The organism is Photobacterium sanguinicancri (genome assembly GCF_002265265.1).
Classification (GTDB): Bacteria; Pseudomonadota; Gammaproteobacteria; order Enterobacterales; family Vibrionaceae; genus Photobacterium; species Photobacterium sanguinicancri.
In genome coordinates, this window is sequence record NZ_NOIF01000110.1 from 1 (window position 1) to 16387 (window position 16387).

The following is a 16387-nucleotide window of genomic DNA, read 5'->3' on the forward strand; positions in this document are numbered from 1 at the left end:
ATACAATTCCATAAGTAAATTAGTGTCATTGAAACATACTGCTTAATAAAAAATAGCACGGCTACTATGGCCATTACTTCGATCTACAAAATGATAAATACCTGACATCATTAGTCACACTAACCAATAAGTATAATATGAATAAATTCATCTTCGCGACTCTTGTTGCATTCGTTCCTTTTTATATCCATGCCGTAAACTTCAATTCCATCTCAAACTTTGGTGACAGCCTATCCGATATAGGCAACAAACATATGATCACCATTGAGATGAGCAAAAATACCTCTGGGAAAATTGGTATTCGCGCCTCAGAACCTAACTTCAACGGTCACTTTAGCAATGGACCAGTCTGGACCGAATATCTGGCCCATTTTCTTGCAATGCCATCGCCAACCCGCGCTCATGGAAAAATAGAGAGCAAAGTGGTTCTAAAAAAACAAGACGATAAACTAGTGACCTATCACTATGAAAGCGCAGCTCTGTTAGGAACTAATTGGGCTGTCGGCGGGGCGATGTCTGGTTTGGGCAACTTTATTGATATTGATGCCACAAACGGCTACACCGCCTTATCCGGTCTTGATGTTCTGGCAAACAGTGGGCAACAAATTAAGCAGCGTATTGCCAATCAGGGGCCGTTCAGTGGCAGTGAGTTGGTCAGCTATATGAGTGGAACCAACAACTTGTGGTTCACTTTGTTCGGCGATCTTAACCAAACTGGAGACAAGGCGGCATCCTATGCCCTTGCGGACGTGAAAACTTTAATTGATGCTGGATCAAAACAGATCTTAGTTGCAAATATTCCCAATTTTACCGATGCTCCATGGTTTTCAGGTAAAGAAGAGAAAGCGACCCAGTTTATCCTGTCACACAACCAAGCGTTAAAATCAGGACTAGAAAAACTGGTAATAACTCATCCAAGTATCGACATTTTCTATTTTGACACTTTTACCTTATTTAATAAGGTTATTAATAATGTGAAAAATAATGGTCAGTACCGTGATGTCGATCTGGATGTCACCATCACCAACGTGACCGATGAAGCATATAGCTATGCGACTGGGGAAGTTATCAGCCAGCCAAATCATAACCTGTTCTGGGATGGCCTTCATCCTACAACTGCAATGCACCAAATTATCGCGAAACATGCCGCAGATCTCATCGAATCCGGACAGTCATTATGATTTCATTTAAATCCATACGTCATCAAATAATCATCGGCGCAGCAAGTTGCCTTTTAATATCGCTCGTTGCGGTATTATTTGTAGGTCTAAAGTACTCTAATCAACTTGAAGAAATGGTATACAACAAAACACATTCCTTTGCCAATCAGGAGCAAACTCAACGACTGGAAGATACCAGTAAATATCGTTCAGAACAGATCCAAAATCAGCTATCTGTAGCCATGAACTCTGTTGAAGCTCTGGCCAGTGTGCTATCTGGAATGGCGAGCAACGATGACGGCCAAACTAAGCTCAGCCGGGAAGATCTTTCTCTGGTTGTACGTGATCTTTTGGCTGGCAATCAAAAGTTTCTAGGGGCATATATTGCTTTCGAACCCAATGCTTGGGATGGAAAAGATGGGCTTTACGAAGCTATCGACGGCAAAGGGCAGTTCAACGTGTACTGGACCCGCGGTAGCGACAACCAACTGAAGCCCTCATCCGTCGATTCTGATCGGTTTTATATCCAAGATAAAACCAAAATAGGGACCCGCGTTAGTGAATGGTATCTCTGTCCACTTGAGAGTGGCCGTAGCTGCCTAATCGACCCATGGGCATATAATGTCCAAGGTAAACAGGTGTTAATGGCTAATCTTGTCGCCCCAATTAAAGCTAATGGTAGTACTATCGGCATGATAGGAATCGATTTATCAGTAAACTTTATCAATGATCTGGCACTTAGGCTGAAAGAAAACCAATTTGGTCAAAACTCTCATGTCAGTATTATTACCTACCGGGGGGTTGTTGCTGGTGATACCGATCCTGTCTCTCCACTTGGTGAAGTACTGTCAGATTGGAACCAGCGCAAATCCCAGTTTCAAGCAGGCAAACAGTTGTGGAACTCTACTGATGAATTCGCCAGCCTAGTGACCCCTATTAAAGTAGGAAATACCAACACCCCATGGATGTTATGGATTGCGGTTCCTAAAGCCGATCTATTAGAAGACATCAATGCCTTACAAAAAGAGTTAAAGACGTCTTTCAGTGATTTTCTTAACGCCCAGCTAATAGCAGGTCTGTTGATTTCTGTTTTAGCTCTTGCCATGCTCTACATCTTGGCTAAACGTATTTCCACGCCGATCCAGCAAGTAGTGAACATTGTTCAACAGCTCGGCCGAGCTGGTGGCGATCTAACCTCCCGTTTAGATGTAACAAGAAAAGATGAAACCGGCGCTCTGATGAACGGCCTTAATAATCTGATGGCCTCGTTACAGGGAATGATCCGCGATATTGCTGGTTCAGTTGATCATTTGAAACTGTCGGCCAATAGATCGGCAGGTATTGCTGAAGCATCGCATCAAGATGTACAACAGCAACGTCAGGAGCTGGAACAAGTTGCCACCGCCATTAATGAAATGGCCTCTGCGGCAAGCGAAGTAGCCACCAATGTGGCTAACACAGCAAGTTCGGTAGAAGAGGTGAATCAGTCGATAACTCGCTGTGGTGATGTAGTCAATGACAGTGCCAATATTATCAATAAATTAGGGGAGGAAATGGAGCAATCCTCTACGACAATTGTTGAATTAGAAACGCAGAGCCACCAGATCAGCAGCATTCTTGAGGTGATCCGTAGTATTTCAGATCAAACCAACTTACTGGCCTTAAATGCAGCGATTGAAGCTGCGCGGGCAGGAGAGCATGGACGTGGGTTTGCAGTTGTGGCCGACGAAGTACGTCAGTTAGCATCTAAAACTCAAAACTCCACTGAAGAAATTCAGCAGATGATCAACCAGTTTCAAAGTCAAATTAAACTGACAGTCGATACGATTACAACTGGCAGAACCTTTACACAGGCCAGTATAGAAAGCAGCAAAACGGCAGTTTTAGAGTTAGAGTCGGTTGTCGCAGCCACAGCAACGATTCAAGATATGATGTGCCAAATAGCCACTGCTTCAGAAGAACAACATCAGGTGACTGAAGATATTAATCGTAATATCAATGCGATTACTGATATCACTATCAAAGCAGCTCAAGGGGCTGAGACATCAAACCAAGAGGCTCAAGGTATGTTGATACAAACTAGTGAGGTGGAAGAAAAGTTAAATAAATTCAAATATTAGGATTATTTAATCTATTGCTGCGCTGACAGAGCCGTCACTATTGTTGACGGTTCTGTTGCATCTTGAAATATTAATATAAACCCCAATCCCCAAACATCCTTCATTTCCCACCGGACCCCTTACAATGCATCTCTAGCGTTAGGCATAGTTGCTGGCGCCAGCCAATGCAAAGCGTGTTGCTTAATAACTGACTCCGTTACGTGGTGCGGCTATGAAGGTTGGACAGTTATTGGCGAGGAGATACGATTACGTTAAATATGCAAACTTACCTAGTGGCTGTATCCTTTTTCTGCATCACTCAGTATATAAATCATCAGGTATTTTAAAACGGTTTCATTTTGCCTAAATTATGCTTCATGGTTGATTATTCATTGTTATTTAATGAGTTCTATTTGAATTCTGCTAGTTTTAATGGGGATGAGATATAACAGAACAATAAATTAGGTTGTCATCTTTTAGGGAGAAAAGATGTTTTTAGATTATTTTGCACTCGGATTATTGGTCTTTGTCGCATTGGTGTTGTTCTACGGTATTATTGTGATACACGATATCCCGTATGAAATATCCAAAGAACGGGACCACCCGCACCAAGATGCGATTCATTATGCTGGTTGGGTAAGCTTATTTACCTTACATGCGCTTTGGCCGTTCCTATGGATTTGGGCAACTTTGTGGCGTAAAGACCGAGGCTGGGGTTTTCAAAAAATTCAGGCTGAGCAGAACGAGTTGCATCATCAAATCAATACCTTATCGGCTCAGGTAGAGCTATTGAGCCATAAAATTGCAACCCTTGAAGGCACACCAAAGCCTGTGTCAGGCTCGGTTCAGACCGATCATACCCAAGGAAATCAGAGCCAGTCTGATCAAACAGGGGAGGAGAAGTAATGGATTTACTCTTAATCCTCACATACGCCGCATTGTGTGTGTTTCTTTTTAAAACCTTCAATATTCCATTGAACAAATGGACGGTACCAACGGCTGTACTTGGTGGCGTTATCTTGATTGGTTCGTTAATTCTATTGATGAACTACAACCACCCTCATACTAGCCAAGGCACACAGTTTTTCGTGAGTACACCGATTATTCCCGGTGTGCGTGGCCGTGTGACAGAAGTTCCTGTTGAAGCCAATGTGTTGCTTAAAAAAGGGGATGTCCTGTTTAAAATAGATCCTACGCCATACCAAGCTGAAGTTAACCGCTTAAGGGCGATGTTAGCAGAAACAGAGCAAGACGTGTTGGAACTGGAAGCTGGGTATAAAGCCAGCCAAGCCAGTGTTGCAAAAGCGAAAGCTGAACGTGATCGCACCTTGGCACAATTTAAACGTTATGAAAAAGGCTACAAACGCGGTGCATTCACAAAATCAGATGTTGATAACCGTCGTCAGTTTTATTTGAGTGCAGAAGCAAGCTTAGAAGCCGCTACTGCGGAAGAGCGACGTGCTAAATTGGCTTTTGAATCTGAAATTTTAGGTGAAAATACGACGACAGCACAAGTACAAGCCATGCTGCGTAAAGCGGAGTTTGATTTGGATGAAACCATCGTTTACGCGCCTACTGCAGGCTATGTTACTCAAGTAACCTTGCGCCCAGGCATGATGGCATTGCCAATGCCGTTACGAACAGTGATGACCTTTGTACACCAAGAAGAGCAGTTCTTTGTGGGGGCATTTAGGCAGAACTCGCTGTTGCGGTTAAAATCAGGCTTTAAAGCTGACATGATTTTTCGCGCCATTCCGGGCAAAACATTTCAAGCTGAAGTAGTTGAAGTTTTGCCTGCTATTGGGGAAAGCCAAGTGCAAGCACAGGGAACCTTGTACAGCTCTGACATGCTGAGTCGCCAAGGTCGACCTTTAGTGAAATTGAGGATGATTGATGACATTACGCACTATGCGTTACCGCAAGGAACCAATGTTGAAATCGCAGTTTACTCAGACAGTTTTGAGCATGTGTCGATTATGCGTAAAGTACTCATTCGTATGAAGAGTTGGCAGAACTTCTTGTACCTAGATCACTAACGCAACATGCAGTGAAGTGTTTGTTGTTGAAAGAGAAAAGGCGGTGAAGATTATTCTTCACCGCCTTTTTCTTGAGTCACGTTATTGCATTGTTTGGATTAGATACGCGCTTTCACGTAATCAAGCGCACCTGTAATAGCCGCTACTTGCGCGTTATTACAATCTTGATCTGTTACGTGCTCACTGTCTGGGTAGACTTCTGTCGTGGTGCCGTAAGTACAGTCAGTGATGCCGTTGCATAGGCTTAGGGCTTTCATTGGGTAGTTGATCACGCCTTCTTGCTCGATTGTCTCACCAATGATCTTGCCTTCACTGTCTGGTGGGGCAATGTGTGTCACGCGGCGAACCGAATCAATCACCGCTTTTTGGAAATCAGCTTGTGGGTTTTCAGTGTCACCTACCGTGTAGAAGCCATCTGGCACGCTATCTTCGATGTATTCTTTACCATCACGCGCAGACAGTGCAGGGCGGAACTCTTCTTCGTCAGTATCTGTGGTTTCGTGCAGATCAATATGAACCAGCACATCACCTAATGAAGCGGCTAACTGCATCAGCGCTGCCGACTCTTCAGCTGGGCTATCGGCGAAGAAAGAACGGTTTGGATCAATCGCTAGCGGGTTCCAACGGTTAATCGTCTCGTAACCCCAAGGGCTAACACAAGGCGCAACCACAATATTGAATGTGTCGCTATAGCGTTCAGCTTGAGTATCTAAAAATTGGATTGCACCGTGCACACCACTGGTTTCGTAGCCGTGAACACCGCCCGAAATCAGCACAGTTGGTTTCGCTGGATCCCAGTTTTTTGTTTTCAGTGAAAGCAGAGGGAAGCGTTCTGTGTCGTAAGAAAGCGCGCCGTATTGAGTCAGATCAAAGCGGTCTGAGAGTGCGTTAATCTTGGTCACAACGTCATCTTGGTAAGAGCGCTTAACCGTGACTTGTGCTCGCCATTGTGCTTTTTCTTCATCGCTCCATTTTTGGCCTGGAGTACCAATTGGGTAAGTGTGCGAACTTTTCATAATTTCCCTTCGTTTTTCCACTGAATGTAACTGTGCCTTGAGGATAAATCACCAGCAGGAATGAAACAAGCACCACATAGGGTGCTTGTTTGTAAAGGAAAATGCATTTGTCTTACGAATTCTTTGGCAGCCATTTCCCTTGGCTATCTTTACACACTTCTGTTGCCCGCGATTCAATCTGACGACGCTTTTTGCTTAACTCTATTTTCAGCGTTCGGCACTGCGAGGGTTCGCTCTTAGAGGCAAAGAGTGTGATCTCACCACCAATTTGAGTGCTGCTGTTATACCACGTTTTCTTACTACCTAATTTATTGGACGCTAATAATTCAACGACCGTTTCTTGCATCATTTTTTCGTCTTTATCTGACAGTGAAGCACGAGAAAACAGCGGGGTGCCATCAGGCAAAATAGAAAGCGGTGCTTTTAAAATCCCAGTAAACACACCAGAAACAAACCCTTCAGAGGCTTGCTGCCCAGCCGTTTCAACATCACTGACGAGTTGCTGAGCATCTGCCAAAAGTACCGGCGCATCGGCACGTATTGCTTCACTTTCATTCAATATCGCAGGAATTTGGCGAGAAACCCCCGCGATGCTTTTATTGGTTGAATCAACCCGTTTTAGTACCGCAGGCACCTGCTGGCGAAGCTGTTTAGACTCGGCCAGAATCGGCGGTATTTGTTTTTCGACTGCATCCACTTGCGCCAAAATAGGGGGTATTTGCGCCGTAATGTCATCGACTCGTTGTAAAATAGGGTCAATTTTCTGATTAATCGCATCCACTTGCGCTAATACGTCAGGCACTTGTTCGGTGATGGTATCTACCCGTTCTAGTATGTCGGGGATTTGCAGCTGCACCTGCTGAATTTCATCGATGAGAGGAGATAGCTGGCTCAGGTGTTGGCCGAACTGACTGATGCTGTAACCGACATAGACTAAGCTTGCCGCTAGCGTAAGGCGAGCCATATTGGTGAAGCTGGTGGCGCTAAGTAGTGACATAAGATGCTTCCTTTCATCTGTATTATCAAAACAGTAGCAGCATTAGCGAGCGGGATCGAGCGTAACGCGTTTCTTCATAATAGGGAGGAAGGTATGTAGCAAGCTTGCAAACACTATGATGCTAACGCCAGCCACTTTATTCCATGGCATCGCTTGATCAAATAAGGTGACTTGCCAAACGACAGTGAACAACAAGTTAGTAAAAATAAGCGGTGCCAGCTGAGAGCCTGATTCAGCTAATCGGTACGCTTTTGCTCGCATCACTTGGGTATTGATGATGCACAATGAAAGTAACAGCAGCATGGCAGGTACAGCGAATACAGTAAGGCCATTAATGACACTTTCTGGTTCGAGAGTCTGTTGCCAAGGCATCATATGCGCCAATACCGCTTGGCCTGATACTGCGCTTGTCGCAACCACAGGCAGTAAAATGAGTGCCGCCAGACTGAATGTCCACGCATTTAAAGCCGAAGGAGACAGGCTGCCTTTACTGGCACGGTATAGGCTAAGCTGCGATCCCGCATTAAAAATACCCGCCGCTAAGCCAAGTAATAGCTCGGGCTTTAATTCAAAACCTTGTGAGTTGCCCGCTTGCAACATCACCCCGATAAACATCAAGATAAGATTCAGGAAAGTGGCTGATTTTATCGAGGCCCTAAAAAACAGTTTTTCTAACAAAGGAATAAACAAAGGCCCCGTGCTGAATAGCACCACGGTTTCGACCAAGGTGAGATGATCGATTGCGTATAAGAAACACCATTGGCTAGCTGAAATACACAGTGCGCGTACCAATAAGCCTTTCCACATGTTACGCGGTGGTAGTTGCCAATGTTGAAAAGCCAAGAAAATGAAGAGTATTATGGCTGGTATAGCAAAGCGTAGAAAACTTAACCACTCTGCGGTAAAGGTATGACTGAGCCATTTCGCTAACACGCCATTAAGCGATAGGGTAAATGTACTGGCAATCATAAATAAAGTGGGGCGGTAATCTGTCGTCATGCTTTTCTCCTGCTATGTTGTAAGGCTACGCGGCCTGATGCCAGAGAAAAAGCGAGTAATAGTGAACAGCTATGTTAGGAAAACTTACAGATGAGAAAGCTTGTACCGCTTAAATCAATATATGCTTTTGTTGCTGTGGCTGAAATGGGCAGCATGACGGAAGCCGCCGCAGTATTGTGCGTAAGTCATTCGGCAATAAGCCAAGCCATAAAAGCACTTGAAAAGCAGGTTGATCAGCCATTATTTAATCGGATTGGTCGACGGGTTGAGCTTAACCAAGTGGGCAAAAAGTATTATCGAAAAGTCGCGCCAGCACTGGAGCAAATCGTAGAAGCCACAGAAGACTTGGTTGATATTCATCACGACAAGCACCTGACCATCAATATGGTTCACTCACTCGCGCTGCATTGGTGGATCCCACGGGTGCCTGACTTTCAGCAAGCCATGCCAGAGCTTGATGTGCGTATTTCTAATATTCTCGGCAGCTTTGAATTAGAGCGCGAAGGGGTCGATATTGCGCTTATCCATGGTAAGCCGAAGGAATGGCAGGACTATTATTGCGAAAAGCTAGGGGACGATGAATTGATCATGGTGTGTAGCCCTCAAATGATCGAGCAAGTCACCGATCCAACATTGAAAACCATCCTGAAAGCAGCCCCCAATTCCATTGATGAAGCCAAACAGTTACTCAATTATTTCCCCCCCATTTTTGTCACCAATGATAGGCGTAAACATGATTGGCAGGTGTGGTGTGAGGCGAATGGCATAGCATTACCCCATCAGCAAAATAACTTAACCTTTTCGGCTTCGATTCAAGCGGTACAAGCGACGATTCGACGGTTAGGCGTGCTCATTACCCATCGCCAATTTGTCCGTGACGATATAACTCATGGTGTGTTAACAGAAGTAGGTCCATCAGTATTAAACCCTTATCAAGATTTTTACTTTGTATGCCGACCCGATAAGCTACGGCGTGAAACAGTGTTGCTACTGCGGGCTTGGCTTAGAGAGCAGTTTAAGTAAAAAGTATAATGTTTTTCATCAAACCTATTGATTATTACTAAATGTACACTGTATTATAGGTTCGTTGTTAAACATAATAAGAGCAGAACATGACTCAACTTAAAAAAGTGTTATTAATTGGTAGTGTATTAGCAGTAACAGCGGGTTGTTCAAGCATCGCTGAAAGTTTGGTTGAAAGCCATACCAGCCAAAATGGTACTGAAGTACTGATCGGCCAAGCGGTACCAAAAGAAGCGATGCAATGTAAATTGCTACTTAATGAAGTACGTGAATGGAAAGTCACCGATCGCGCAACTCCTAACCTTGGTATGGAACGTTTAGCCAGTGAAGTATTAGAGCCAGCAGTAGAGCTAGGTGCTAACTACGTACACCTAGATATCCCATCTGAAGTGTCAGTAATGGGCGTGCCAGTGAACATTTTAAGTGATGCACAAGCAAACTATTACGATTGTGAATCTACCCAGTTTTAATTTCTGGCCTCTAGCAGCTAGGTGCTGTGAAGCACTGTCGTTCTTCTGTTAAATAGCCCCCCATGCTTGTTAGAAAGTGCTAGAAACAAAAACGGCTTATCACCTATGTGGTAAGCCGTTTTTTATCAAGCCTAGAGATTAAATTTAGCGATTAACTTGTGGCTTCATTAATCGCGAACTCCCCACGCGTTTTGTTCGCATAAGTTACTAACGACAGCATCACAGGTACCTCAACTAACACCCCCACGACTGTTGCTAACGCCGCCCCAGAGTGGATACCAAATAGGCTAATCGCCACTGCCACCGCAAGTTCAAAGAAGTTGGATGCACCTATCATGGCACCTGGCGCCGCGACATTATGTGGTTGTCCCCATTTCTTCATCCAGATGTAAGTTACAGCAAAAATCAGATACGTTTGAATCAATAACGGCACAGCAATGAGCACGATATCAAGCGGATTATCTATAATGGTTTGTGCTTGGAAACCAAACAGTAAAATCACCGTACCGACTAAACCCACAATTGAAAATGGCTTTAAGGTCGCCCCCAGCTTATCGAGCTTAGTTTGATTATTCACAACGCGACGGGTGATAACACCTGCCACTAAAGGCACTACAACAAACAGCGATACCGATAAGATTAAGGTATCCCAAGGCACGGTTACATCTGTCACCCCAAGTAAAAAGGCCGCCAATGGTGCGAACGCCACCACCATGATCAAATCATTGATCGACACTTGCACTAAGGTGTAGTTTGCATCGCCTTTGGTTAGCTGGCTCCAAACAAACACCATTGCGGTACAAGGTGCGACACCCAGCAAGATCATCCCTGCAATGTATTGATCGCCAAGTTCAGGGCTGATCCACGGGCCAAAAATGTAGCGCATGAACAGCATCGCGAGCAGCGCCATAGAGAAAGGCTTGATCAACCAGTTAACCACCACAGTAATGATCAACCCTTTAGGGCGACGATGAACGTTTTTTACCGAAGTGAAATCAACCTGCATCATCATTGGGTAAATCATTAACCAGATAAGCACAGCAATCACTAAATTGATCTGTGCGTATTGGAGATCACCCAAAGCGATAAAAGTGTCGGGAAATAGTACGCCAGCAAAAAGGCCGACAATCATACCTAGGCCAACCCATACACTTAAAAAGCGCTCGAAAATACCCATGCTATGTTCCTTGAATTTATATACCGTCGTTTTGCGAACAAACTTTCAGTAAACGAAAGGTGAGTGAATACGACTCCCCTTATTGAAAAGGGAAGTGTATTCATTAAATAGTTAAACCAATTCAGTTATTGAATGGCGAGATTACTCAGGGCTCGGTTTCTGAGTGAGTGTTTGATCGCAGCTCGGACAAATGGAGCTAGACGATGGTGGAGAGCATGTGGCGTTATTTTCATCTTCACAGCATGCTTCTGTCATGTACGCGATCAAATCAAGCATTAAAGGAATGTCAGCGCGGTAACGTTGGAAGCGCCCTTCTTTGGTTACTGTTACTAACCCCGCATGGAACATGGCCTTTAAATGAAATGACAATGAGTTTGGTGCTACACCCATCTCGGTCGCCATTTCGCCAGCCACAAGGCCCTTACTTCCCGCTTTGACTAATAGACGCCAAGCATCTAAACGCACACCAGAAGAAAGGGATTCAAAAACTTTCGTAGCGTTATCTCTGTTCATGAATTCAATACTACAAGAACTATTGAAATGATCAAGTTGCGAACGATAAAAATCTTTGGTTTGTGTGGTTTCCAGTCCTGTTCTGGATTCTTTCCGGCCAAACTGGACTGGCTTTTTTATCTTATCTGTTTGTTTCTAAATGACTTTCAAAAAATCGATGAATTTGGTGAAATTCCGGTTTCCAGTTTGGGTGGTTTTTAGGGGGGCGTGAGGAAAGTGCAGTTAGCGCGGTTCAGCTCTAATCGCTAACTTGGAAATGCCCCAAACCTTCTTACGACTAGTTTGCTCTCCTATAAAATGAGCTAATGCATCGTGGTCTTGTGCCTTAAATTGGCAACGGCTTACCCCGCACCACTATTAAACGATCAGATAGCTGGTTTTCGGCGTTAACGCGATGAGGTAATGTGAAGGTGCTCATACATTTGACATACATATACCGTGTATTATTTCAAATTAAATTCTAACAATCTAATCATCACATAGGTATGGACAACCATGGTCAAAGGTCAAGACTTTATGCCATTCGAACTTGACTTTATCTTGAACGATAAACGCATCGAAAGGTTATTTTCTGAGGAGCACTCATGTGCTCTACAGCTATGGTTATTACGAATTGAAGGTAGTGACTTTATTGAAAATCGAGTCGTTTATGGACGGCTGCTACCTTACAGCTATGATAATAACTCGTGGTCATTTAGTGACAATGACAACTTTAAGACCTTCGGCAGCTACCGAGCCCAAGTTAAAAAGATTAATTTGTATGTGAAGGGATCTAAAGCCAAAAATGTTATTGAGAGGTTTTGTTCAGGAGAAAGCCTTCGAAACATTAACGAAACATGTGGACTGAGCTTTGGGCAGGACAAGATTGGCGACCTATTTGGTGATGTGAAACTCAGTCATGAAGAGCTTATATATAAGCCTCTTGCATATTTAATTAATCAGGATGCTCATCCAATTGGGACTATTGCTAGCCCTCATGGAGGAGCTGGAGGGCTATGTTCTTCTATTGTTCAAAGCAATAAGCAAGAACTATTTGTTGTTCAAGGAGGCTATAACGCTGACTTAACCGCGATGGTTATTGAACAATTAAATCAAGACACGGGATTGAAGTTTGAGGACCGTGACCTACAACGGTTTGGTGACATTGAACTCATGATTCTCCCTTCAATTAACGAGCAAGAGAGTTCATTAAAGAGTGTTCGATGGTCGAATGATAAAAACGAGGTTCATGTTAGTCTGACACCGACTCAGATTCGTCAATACACTCGCTTTCAGTTCAATTTACGTATTGAGAACGATGGGCAGCTTCTCTATTCATCACTTAAAGTAGCAACCCCAAATGATGACGGTAACTATGAATGCACTTTCGAGACTAGTAATGCTCTTCACTCCATTGCCGACTCGATGTCATTGGACATTTATGGTGGAAATGGTTTGAAAGATGAGCTAATTCTTTGTGATCGTTGGACTTCCCACTTCATTAGGGAGATGAATTTTCAACTAAGTCTAGTCAATGGATCTTCTGAATTTAATAAGTTTGAGTGGTTAGAGAAAACTGTAACTCCTCAGATGTCAGATCGTGTTGCGAAAGTATTATCGATAAAGAATAATAATTCTCCTATGCGAAACAAAATGACAACTAGGAAAGCAGACTCTTGGGTTACGATAAACCGTTCTTTGAGAAAAACATTTGACCGCATTCATCCTAAAAAGTCAGATGGTGCTTTTTTCCCTAAATGGGGTACGAGCTCTGGTGAGGGTAGACTTCAGTTCACTGAATGGTTTAAATCTCTAGCACAAACTAACCAAGGCAATTCAATTACGATTTTTGACCCGTATTTTGAAGACGCTGGATTAGCTCTAATACTATTGAGTTCGGCTCCTAATTCTGACTACACGGTTTTTAGAACGAATCATCAGAAAGAGAGTGACACCGCTACTAAAGGGCTTGAAACATTATTGCGGGCGTGTAGCCATAATCAAAAGCTAATACAGCAAAAAACCGTGAATATCTACGGTGTTCGTGATGGTAGTTTACACGATCGATACATACTAGTGACAGATGGTAATGGGCTTCCTGTCAAAGGCTACCATCTATCAAATTCCTTCCAAAGCGCTAACGAGAACTTCCCGTTACTTATTACTCCGATACCTACAGATGTCTTGTATAAGGTTGTTGAATACAAGAACAGTTTACTATCTTCTTCTAAAGAGAAAGTCTCCCATCTCTACAACTCAAAAACATGTGAGTTGAACCCTGTTCAATCAAGGAAAAGAGATGAACTCTTTGATAGTGATGTGATAGGCGATATCTTATCTCACTGGCTTAATGAACCGCTGTTAAAGGGGCTATGTAGTGGCCAAAAATATTTGGCCACGTACTTGGAGGTTCACCATACATAAGCTAATCCGTATTTAGCTAATTTAGCAAAATCCCTGAAACACTTTTGTCCAAACGTGGGTTACGAGAACGGTAAAAATGTGTGATCACCGATGCATTAAATAAGTTACAACGTCTGTTGCCGAAGTTTATCATTCCTTTTTATTGTACAGATGATTACCGCGTTTATTCAGCGAGCTTACCTAGAGAGAAGTACATCATCGGTAAGTCGTACAAGCAAAGGATTGAACGAACCAATCTCACCTTAAGAGCTCGCTTGAAACGACTGGTTCGAAAAACTATCGGCTTCTCCAGATTAGAAGAAAGGCACGATAGGGTCATCGGCACCTTTATCGAACAAGAGTTTTACTATTGATCTACAAGGTTGGAGCCATGACCCAATAAAGAGCTTAGCCCGCTTTTCGTGTAGCCTAATCACTATTTCATCGTACTCTTATTCTTTTTTATTAAGCACAGTTACGGCGCTTAACTAAGGTATTTCCCCACCTGACTTTTAAAGCTCTCTAAATCCTGCTTATTAAAAATAGAAGGCGAAACCGCAATCCCTTTATGGAAGGAGCTGGTTTTTTCTTGTAAGTTTACCTGCTTATGTAAATGACATAATAGTAAATATAGTAAAGGCTTGGAGTCCGTCGATTATCTTTATAGCCACTGTTTTTTAGTTTGAAAAGTTGAGTAACATATACCATTGCATTCGTTTGTATATAAGGCTTAGGTATGGTAGATAACAGAAGTAAAGTTACTATAAATGTAAAGCGAATTAAGCAGTTTGGTGAAACGACTCTAGGAAAACTGACAATAGAAGGAGTAAATAAAAGTTGGTTTGTATTAGAGCCTGGGGGCCCAGATTCAAAAGTTGAAAACTCTGATAAGCGAATAGCTGCTGGGGCTTACAAAGTGAAACCATTTACAGGTAATAGGTATAAGAATGTGTACGAGCTTAAAAATGTCCCTGGCAGGAAATATATACTTATCCACCCTGGTAACTATCATAAAAATACGGAAGGGTGCTTAATGCCAGGGAAAACGTGGGGAGTACTAAAAGACAGCCACTTTTATGTTGGTAATAGCAAAGCAGCAATAAAAGAAATATTTTCTGAGATGTCAAAATATCAAGATATTGAAATTAAAATCACAAACCAGCTAGAGAGTTAATCTATGTTTAGGGTGATCGTCTTATTAGTTACATTAGCTGCATTGCCAGTTTTTAGCTCCCCAGAGAGAGACTCACTAAAGTTAGACTGGATGATGGTAAATCATTCGGAAATTGAGTTAATTTTAGGAAAAAAAGAAACAGTTTCAGTGATACCAATAATTAATACATTGGTCGATATTTGGTCGAAACGCGATGGTGGTATATCAGGAGAGGTGTCACCACTAATTGTTAATGCTTTAACGACCAACACTGAATATACATTAAGTATGATGTCAGATTATCCTGATTCTTTTCAGGATTGGCTGGAAGAATTAGATGGTATTGTTTTTACCGACTTAACTGGTTTGGAATCTGAACACCTTAACCAAGAAAAGGATAACCTTGTTCAGGCACTAAAAAATTACTCTAAGAATGGTAATTCAGACTTAGGTGTATTTGCACAGAGGCTTATTAAGCGCTTAGAGTCGATATCTATTCAGGTTGTTGATTAATTGTCTGTCAAAAGCTGACAAACGACTATGGCGACAACAGATAAATTAAAGTTGCTTTTGCACCCTCTAAAACATTATCTCGGGTCATTGAATTTAGAGCAGCGACCATCTTTCTGACAAAGTTGATAATTGTTACTTTTTATGGCCTATCTGCTACGTCTAAAACCCGCAGGTAGGTTAGTTTAAATAGAGGGAGAGGAGATATCACTATATAAGAGGGCTATGCGAGCTTGCGCTCTCTGTATAGCTCGTTTCTTTTTGGTTGGCTGCTTCCTTCCTGATGTGTAAAAGCAAGGTAAAGCAATAAAAAGCGTAGTTGTCTTAGTTTTTTTAAAAAACATGTTCTAACACATAGGGAAAAGATAGCTTTTGATGTATTACTCATCGCGAATTAACCATTTAATAATTATAAGGTTTATCCGTGAAATTTACACACATGAAAAAAGCAAGCATTCTGGCACTGAGTACATTGTTACTTACCGCATGTGGCGGTGACAGTAATCCAGCTGGTACCCCTTATTCATCGTTAGTGCCTAAACGATAATTGAATCGTCTCTAACTCTTGAAGAGTGACACCCACATTACAGAGGGTGCACCGTATAAGTGCATGATGTTTTAATCATGCACTTTTGATGGGGAATATACATATCTCCTCGTTCCTTTGCTTATCAGGTGTGGCGATATAATGCCGGGCAGCAGGTCTAGCGCGAATTATGCGTAAGAGTTGCGTAGAAAATGGCTGTTAGTTGCTTTAAAGGTGGTCTTAGATCGCAAGTATTTGAAAGCTTAATGACCTACCTACATATAAAATCGGAATGCTTCTAATTTGTTTATTTTACTGAGTGGTAT

The 16387-nt window shown here is 42.7% G+C and carries 15 protein-coding genes and 1 pseudogene; 11 read left to right on the forward strand and 5 right to left on the reverse strand.

Features of this window, described 5'->3' with window-relative positions; translation table 11 throughout:
• Positions 1-137 precede the first annotated feature (137 nt).
• The 4 genes from ASV53_RS15630 to ASV53_RS15645 all read left to right on the forward strand — a co-directional run bounded on the left by ASV53_RS15630 (position 138) and on the right by ASV53_RS15645 (position 5295).
• Positions 138-1181, forward strand: a complete 1044-nt coding sequence (locus tag ASV53_RS15630; protein ID WP_094957754.1) for an SGNH/GDSL hydrolase family protein — start codon at positions 138-140, stop codon at positions 1179-1181.
• A complete protein-coding gene (locus tag ASV53_RS15635) occupies positions 1178-3280 on the forward strand; it encodes a methyl-accepting chemotaxis protein (RefSeq protein WP_094957755.1) in 2103 nt (700 codons plus the stop codon). The genes ASV53_RS15630 and ASV53_RS15635 overlap by 4 nt, the downstream gene beginning before the upstream one ends.
• Positions 3281-3748: 468 nt before the next feature.
• Positions 3749-4165 carry a DUF3302 domain-containing protein gene (locus ASV53_RS15640; protein WP_094957756.1) on the forward strand — a complete coding sequence of 139 codons (417 nt, stop codon included), beginning with the start codon at positions 3749-3751 and terminating at the stop codon, positions 4163-4165.
• Positions 4165-5295 (forward strand): HlyD family secretion protein, encoded by a 1131-nt coding sequence (locus ASV53_RS15645; RefSeq protein WP_094957757.1) that lies wholly within the window; start codon positions 4165-4167, stop codon positions 5293-5295. Before ASV53_RS15640 ends, ASV53_RS15645 begins: the two co-directional genes overlap by 1 nt.
• A gap of 98 nt (positions 5296-5393) precedes the next feature.
• On the opposite strand, the gene ASV53_RS15650 is transcribed toward ASV53_RS15645, so the two are convergent.
• The 3 genes from ASV53_RS15650 to ASV53_RS15660 form a co-directional block, all read right to left on the reverse strand.
• Positions 5394-6311, reverse strand: a complete 918-nt coding sequence (locus ASV53_RS15650) for a M14 family metallopeptidase (protein WP_094957758.1) — start codon at positions 6309-6311, stop codon at positions 5394-5396.
• A 112-nt stretch (positions 6312-6423) separates the two neighbouring features.
• A complete protein-coding gene (locus tag ASV53_RS15655; protein ID WP_094957759.1) occupies positions 6424-7308 on the reverse strand; it encodes a hypothetical protein in 885 nt (294 codons plus the stop codon).
• A gap of 42 nt (positions 7309-7350) precedes the next feature.
• Positions 7351-8307, reverse strand: a complete 957-nt coding sequence (locus ASV53_RS15660; protein ID WP_094957760.1) for a DMT family transporter — start codon at positions 8305-8307, stop codon at positions 7351-7353.
• Positions 8308-8397: 90 nt separating this feature from the next.
• Between ASV53_RS15660 and ASV53_RS15665 the strand changes: the two genes are divergently transcribed.
• Together ASV53_RS15665 and ASV53_RS15670 are read left to right on the forward strand one after the other, a co-directional pair.
• Positions 8398-9330: a LysR substrate-binding domain-containing protein gene (locus tag ASV53_RS15665; RefSeq protein ID WP_094957761.1), complete on the forward strand. Its 933-nt coding sequence runs from the start codon at positions 8398-8400 to the stop codon at positions 9328-9330.
• An 89-nt stretch (positions 9331-9419) separates the two neighbouring features.
• On the forward strand, positions 9420-9800 hold the full coding sequence (locus tag ASV53_RS15670; protein WP_094957762.1) for a hypothetical protein: 381 nt from the start codon (positions 9420-9422) through the stop codon (positions 9798-9800).
• A 151-nt stretch (positions 9801-9951) separates the two neighbouring features.
• Here ASV53_RS15670 and arsB read toward each other — a convergent pair whose 3' ends face one another.
• On the reverse strand, positions 9952-10977 hold the full coding sequence (gene arsB, locus ASV53_RS15675) for an ACR3 family arsenite efflux transporter (protein WP_094957763.1): 1026 nt from the start codon (positions 10975-10977) through the stop codon (positions 9952-9954).
• 141 nt (positions 10978-11118) lie between these two features.
• Positions 11119-11490 (reverse strand): ArsR/SmtB family transcription factor, encoded by a 372-nt coding sequence (locus tag ASV53_RS15680; RefSeq protein WP_094957764.1) that lies wholly within the window; start codon positions 11488-11490, stop codon positions 11119-11121.
• Positions 11491-11985: 495 nt separating this feature from the next.
• On the opposite strand from ASV53_RS15680, the gene ASV53_RS15685 reads away from it, so the two are divergent.
• The 5 genes and pseudogenes from ASV53_RS15685 to ASV53_RS26140 all read left to right on the forward strand — a co-directional run bounded on the left by ASV53_RS15685 (position 11986) and on the right by ASV53_RS26140 (position 16082).
• Positions 11986-13893: a VPA1262 family protein gene (locus tag ASV53_RS15685; protein ID WP_094957765.1), complete on the forward strand. Its 1908-nt coding sequence runs from the start codon at positions 11986-11988 to the stop codon at positions 13891-13893.
• A 98-nt stretch (positions 13894-13991) separates the two neighbouring features.
• Positions 13992-14246, forward strand: a pseudogene (locus ASV53_RS15690) (IS1 family transposase); the annotation flags it as partial.
• A 362-nt stretch (positions 14247-14608) separates the two neighbouring features.
• Entirely contained in the window at positions 14609-15046 is a 438-nt protein-coding gene (locus ASV53_RS15695; protein WP_094957766.1) for a DUF5675 family protein, read from the forward strand.
• A 3-nt stretch (positions 15047-15049) separates the two neighbouring features.
• Entirely contained in the window at positions 15050-15538 is a 489-nt protein-coding gene (locus ASV53_RS15700; protein WP_141226258.1) for a hypothetical protein, read from the forward strand.
• A gap of 421 nt (positions 15539-15959) precedes the next feature.
• Positions 15960-16082 (forward strand): hypothetical protein, encoded by a 123-nt coding sequence (locus ASV53_RS26140; protein ID WP_275657105.1) that lies wholly within the window; start codon positions 15960-15962, stop codon positions 16080-16082.
• Positions 16083-16387: the final 305 nt, after the last annotated feature.

Coding starts and splice junctions, on each gene's coding strand:
- ASV53_RS15630 (WP_094957754.1), top strand. CDS start 138: ATGAATAAATTCATCTTCGCGACTCTTGTTGCATTCGTTCCTTTTTAT.
- ASV53_RS15635 (WP_094957755.1), top strand. CDS start 1,178: ATGATTTCATTTAAATCCATACGTCATCAAATAATCATCGGCGCAGCA.
- ASV53_RS15640 (WP_094957756.1), top strand. CDS start 3,749: ATGTTTTTAGATTATTTTGCACTCGGATTATTGGTCTTTGTCGCATTG.
- ASV53_RS15645 (WP_094957757.1), top strand. CDS start 4,165: ATGGATTTACTCTTAATCCTCACATACGCCGCATTGTGTGTGTTTCTT.
- ASV53_RS15650 (WP_094957758.1), bottom strand. CDS start 6,311: ATGAAAAGTTCGCACACTTACCCAATTGGTACTCCAGGCCAAAAATGG.
- ASV53_RS15655 (WP_094957759.1), bottom strand. CDS start 7,308: ATGTCACTACTTAGCGCCACCAGCTTCACCAATATGGCTCGCCTTACG.
- ASV53_RS15660 (WP_094957760.1), bottom strand. CDS start 8,307: ATGACGACAGATTACCGCCCCACTTTATTTATGATTGCCAGTACATTT.
- ASV53_RS15665 (WP_094957761.1), top strand. CDS start 8,398: ATGAGAAAGCTTGTACCGCTTAAATCAATATATGCTTTTGTTGCTGTG.
- ASV53_RS15670 (WP_094957762.1), top strand. CDS start 9,420: ATGACTCAACTTAAAAAAGTGTTATTAATTGGTAGTGTATTAGCAGTA.
- arsB (WP_094957763.1), bottom strand. CDS start 10,977: ATGGGTATTTTCGAGCGCTTTTTAAGTGTATGGGTTGGCCTAGGTATG.
- ASV53_RS15680 (WP_094957764.1), bottom strand. CDS start 11,490: ATGAACAGAGATAACGCTACGAAAGTTTTTGAATCCCTTTCTTCTGGT.
- ASV53_RS15685 (WP_094957765.1), top strand. CDS start 11,986: ATGGTCAAAGGTCAAGACTTTATGCCATTCGAACTTGACTTTATCTTG.
- ASV53_RS15695 (WP_094957766.1), top strand. CDS start 14,609: ATGGTAGATAACAGAAGTAAAGTTACTATAAATGTAAAGCGAATTAAG.
- ASV53_RS15700 (WP_141226258.1), top strand. CDS start 15,050: ATGTTTAGGGTGATCGTCTTATTAGTTACATTAGCTGCATTGCCAGTT.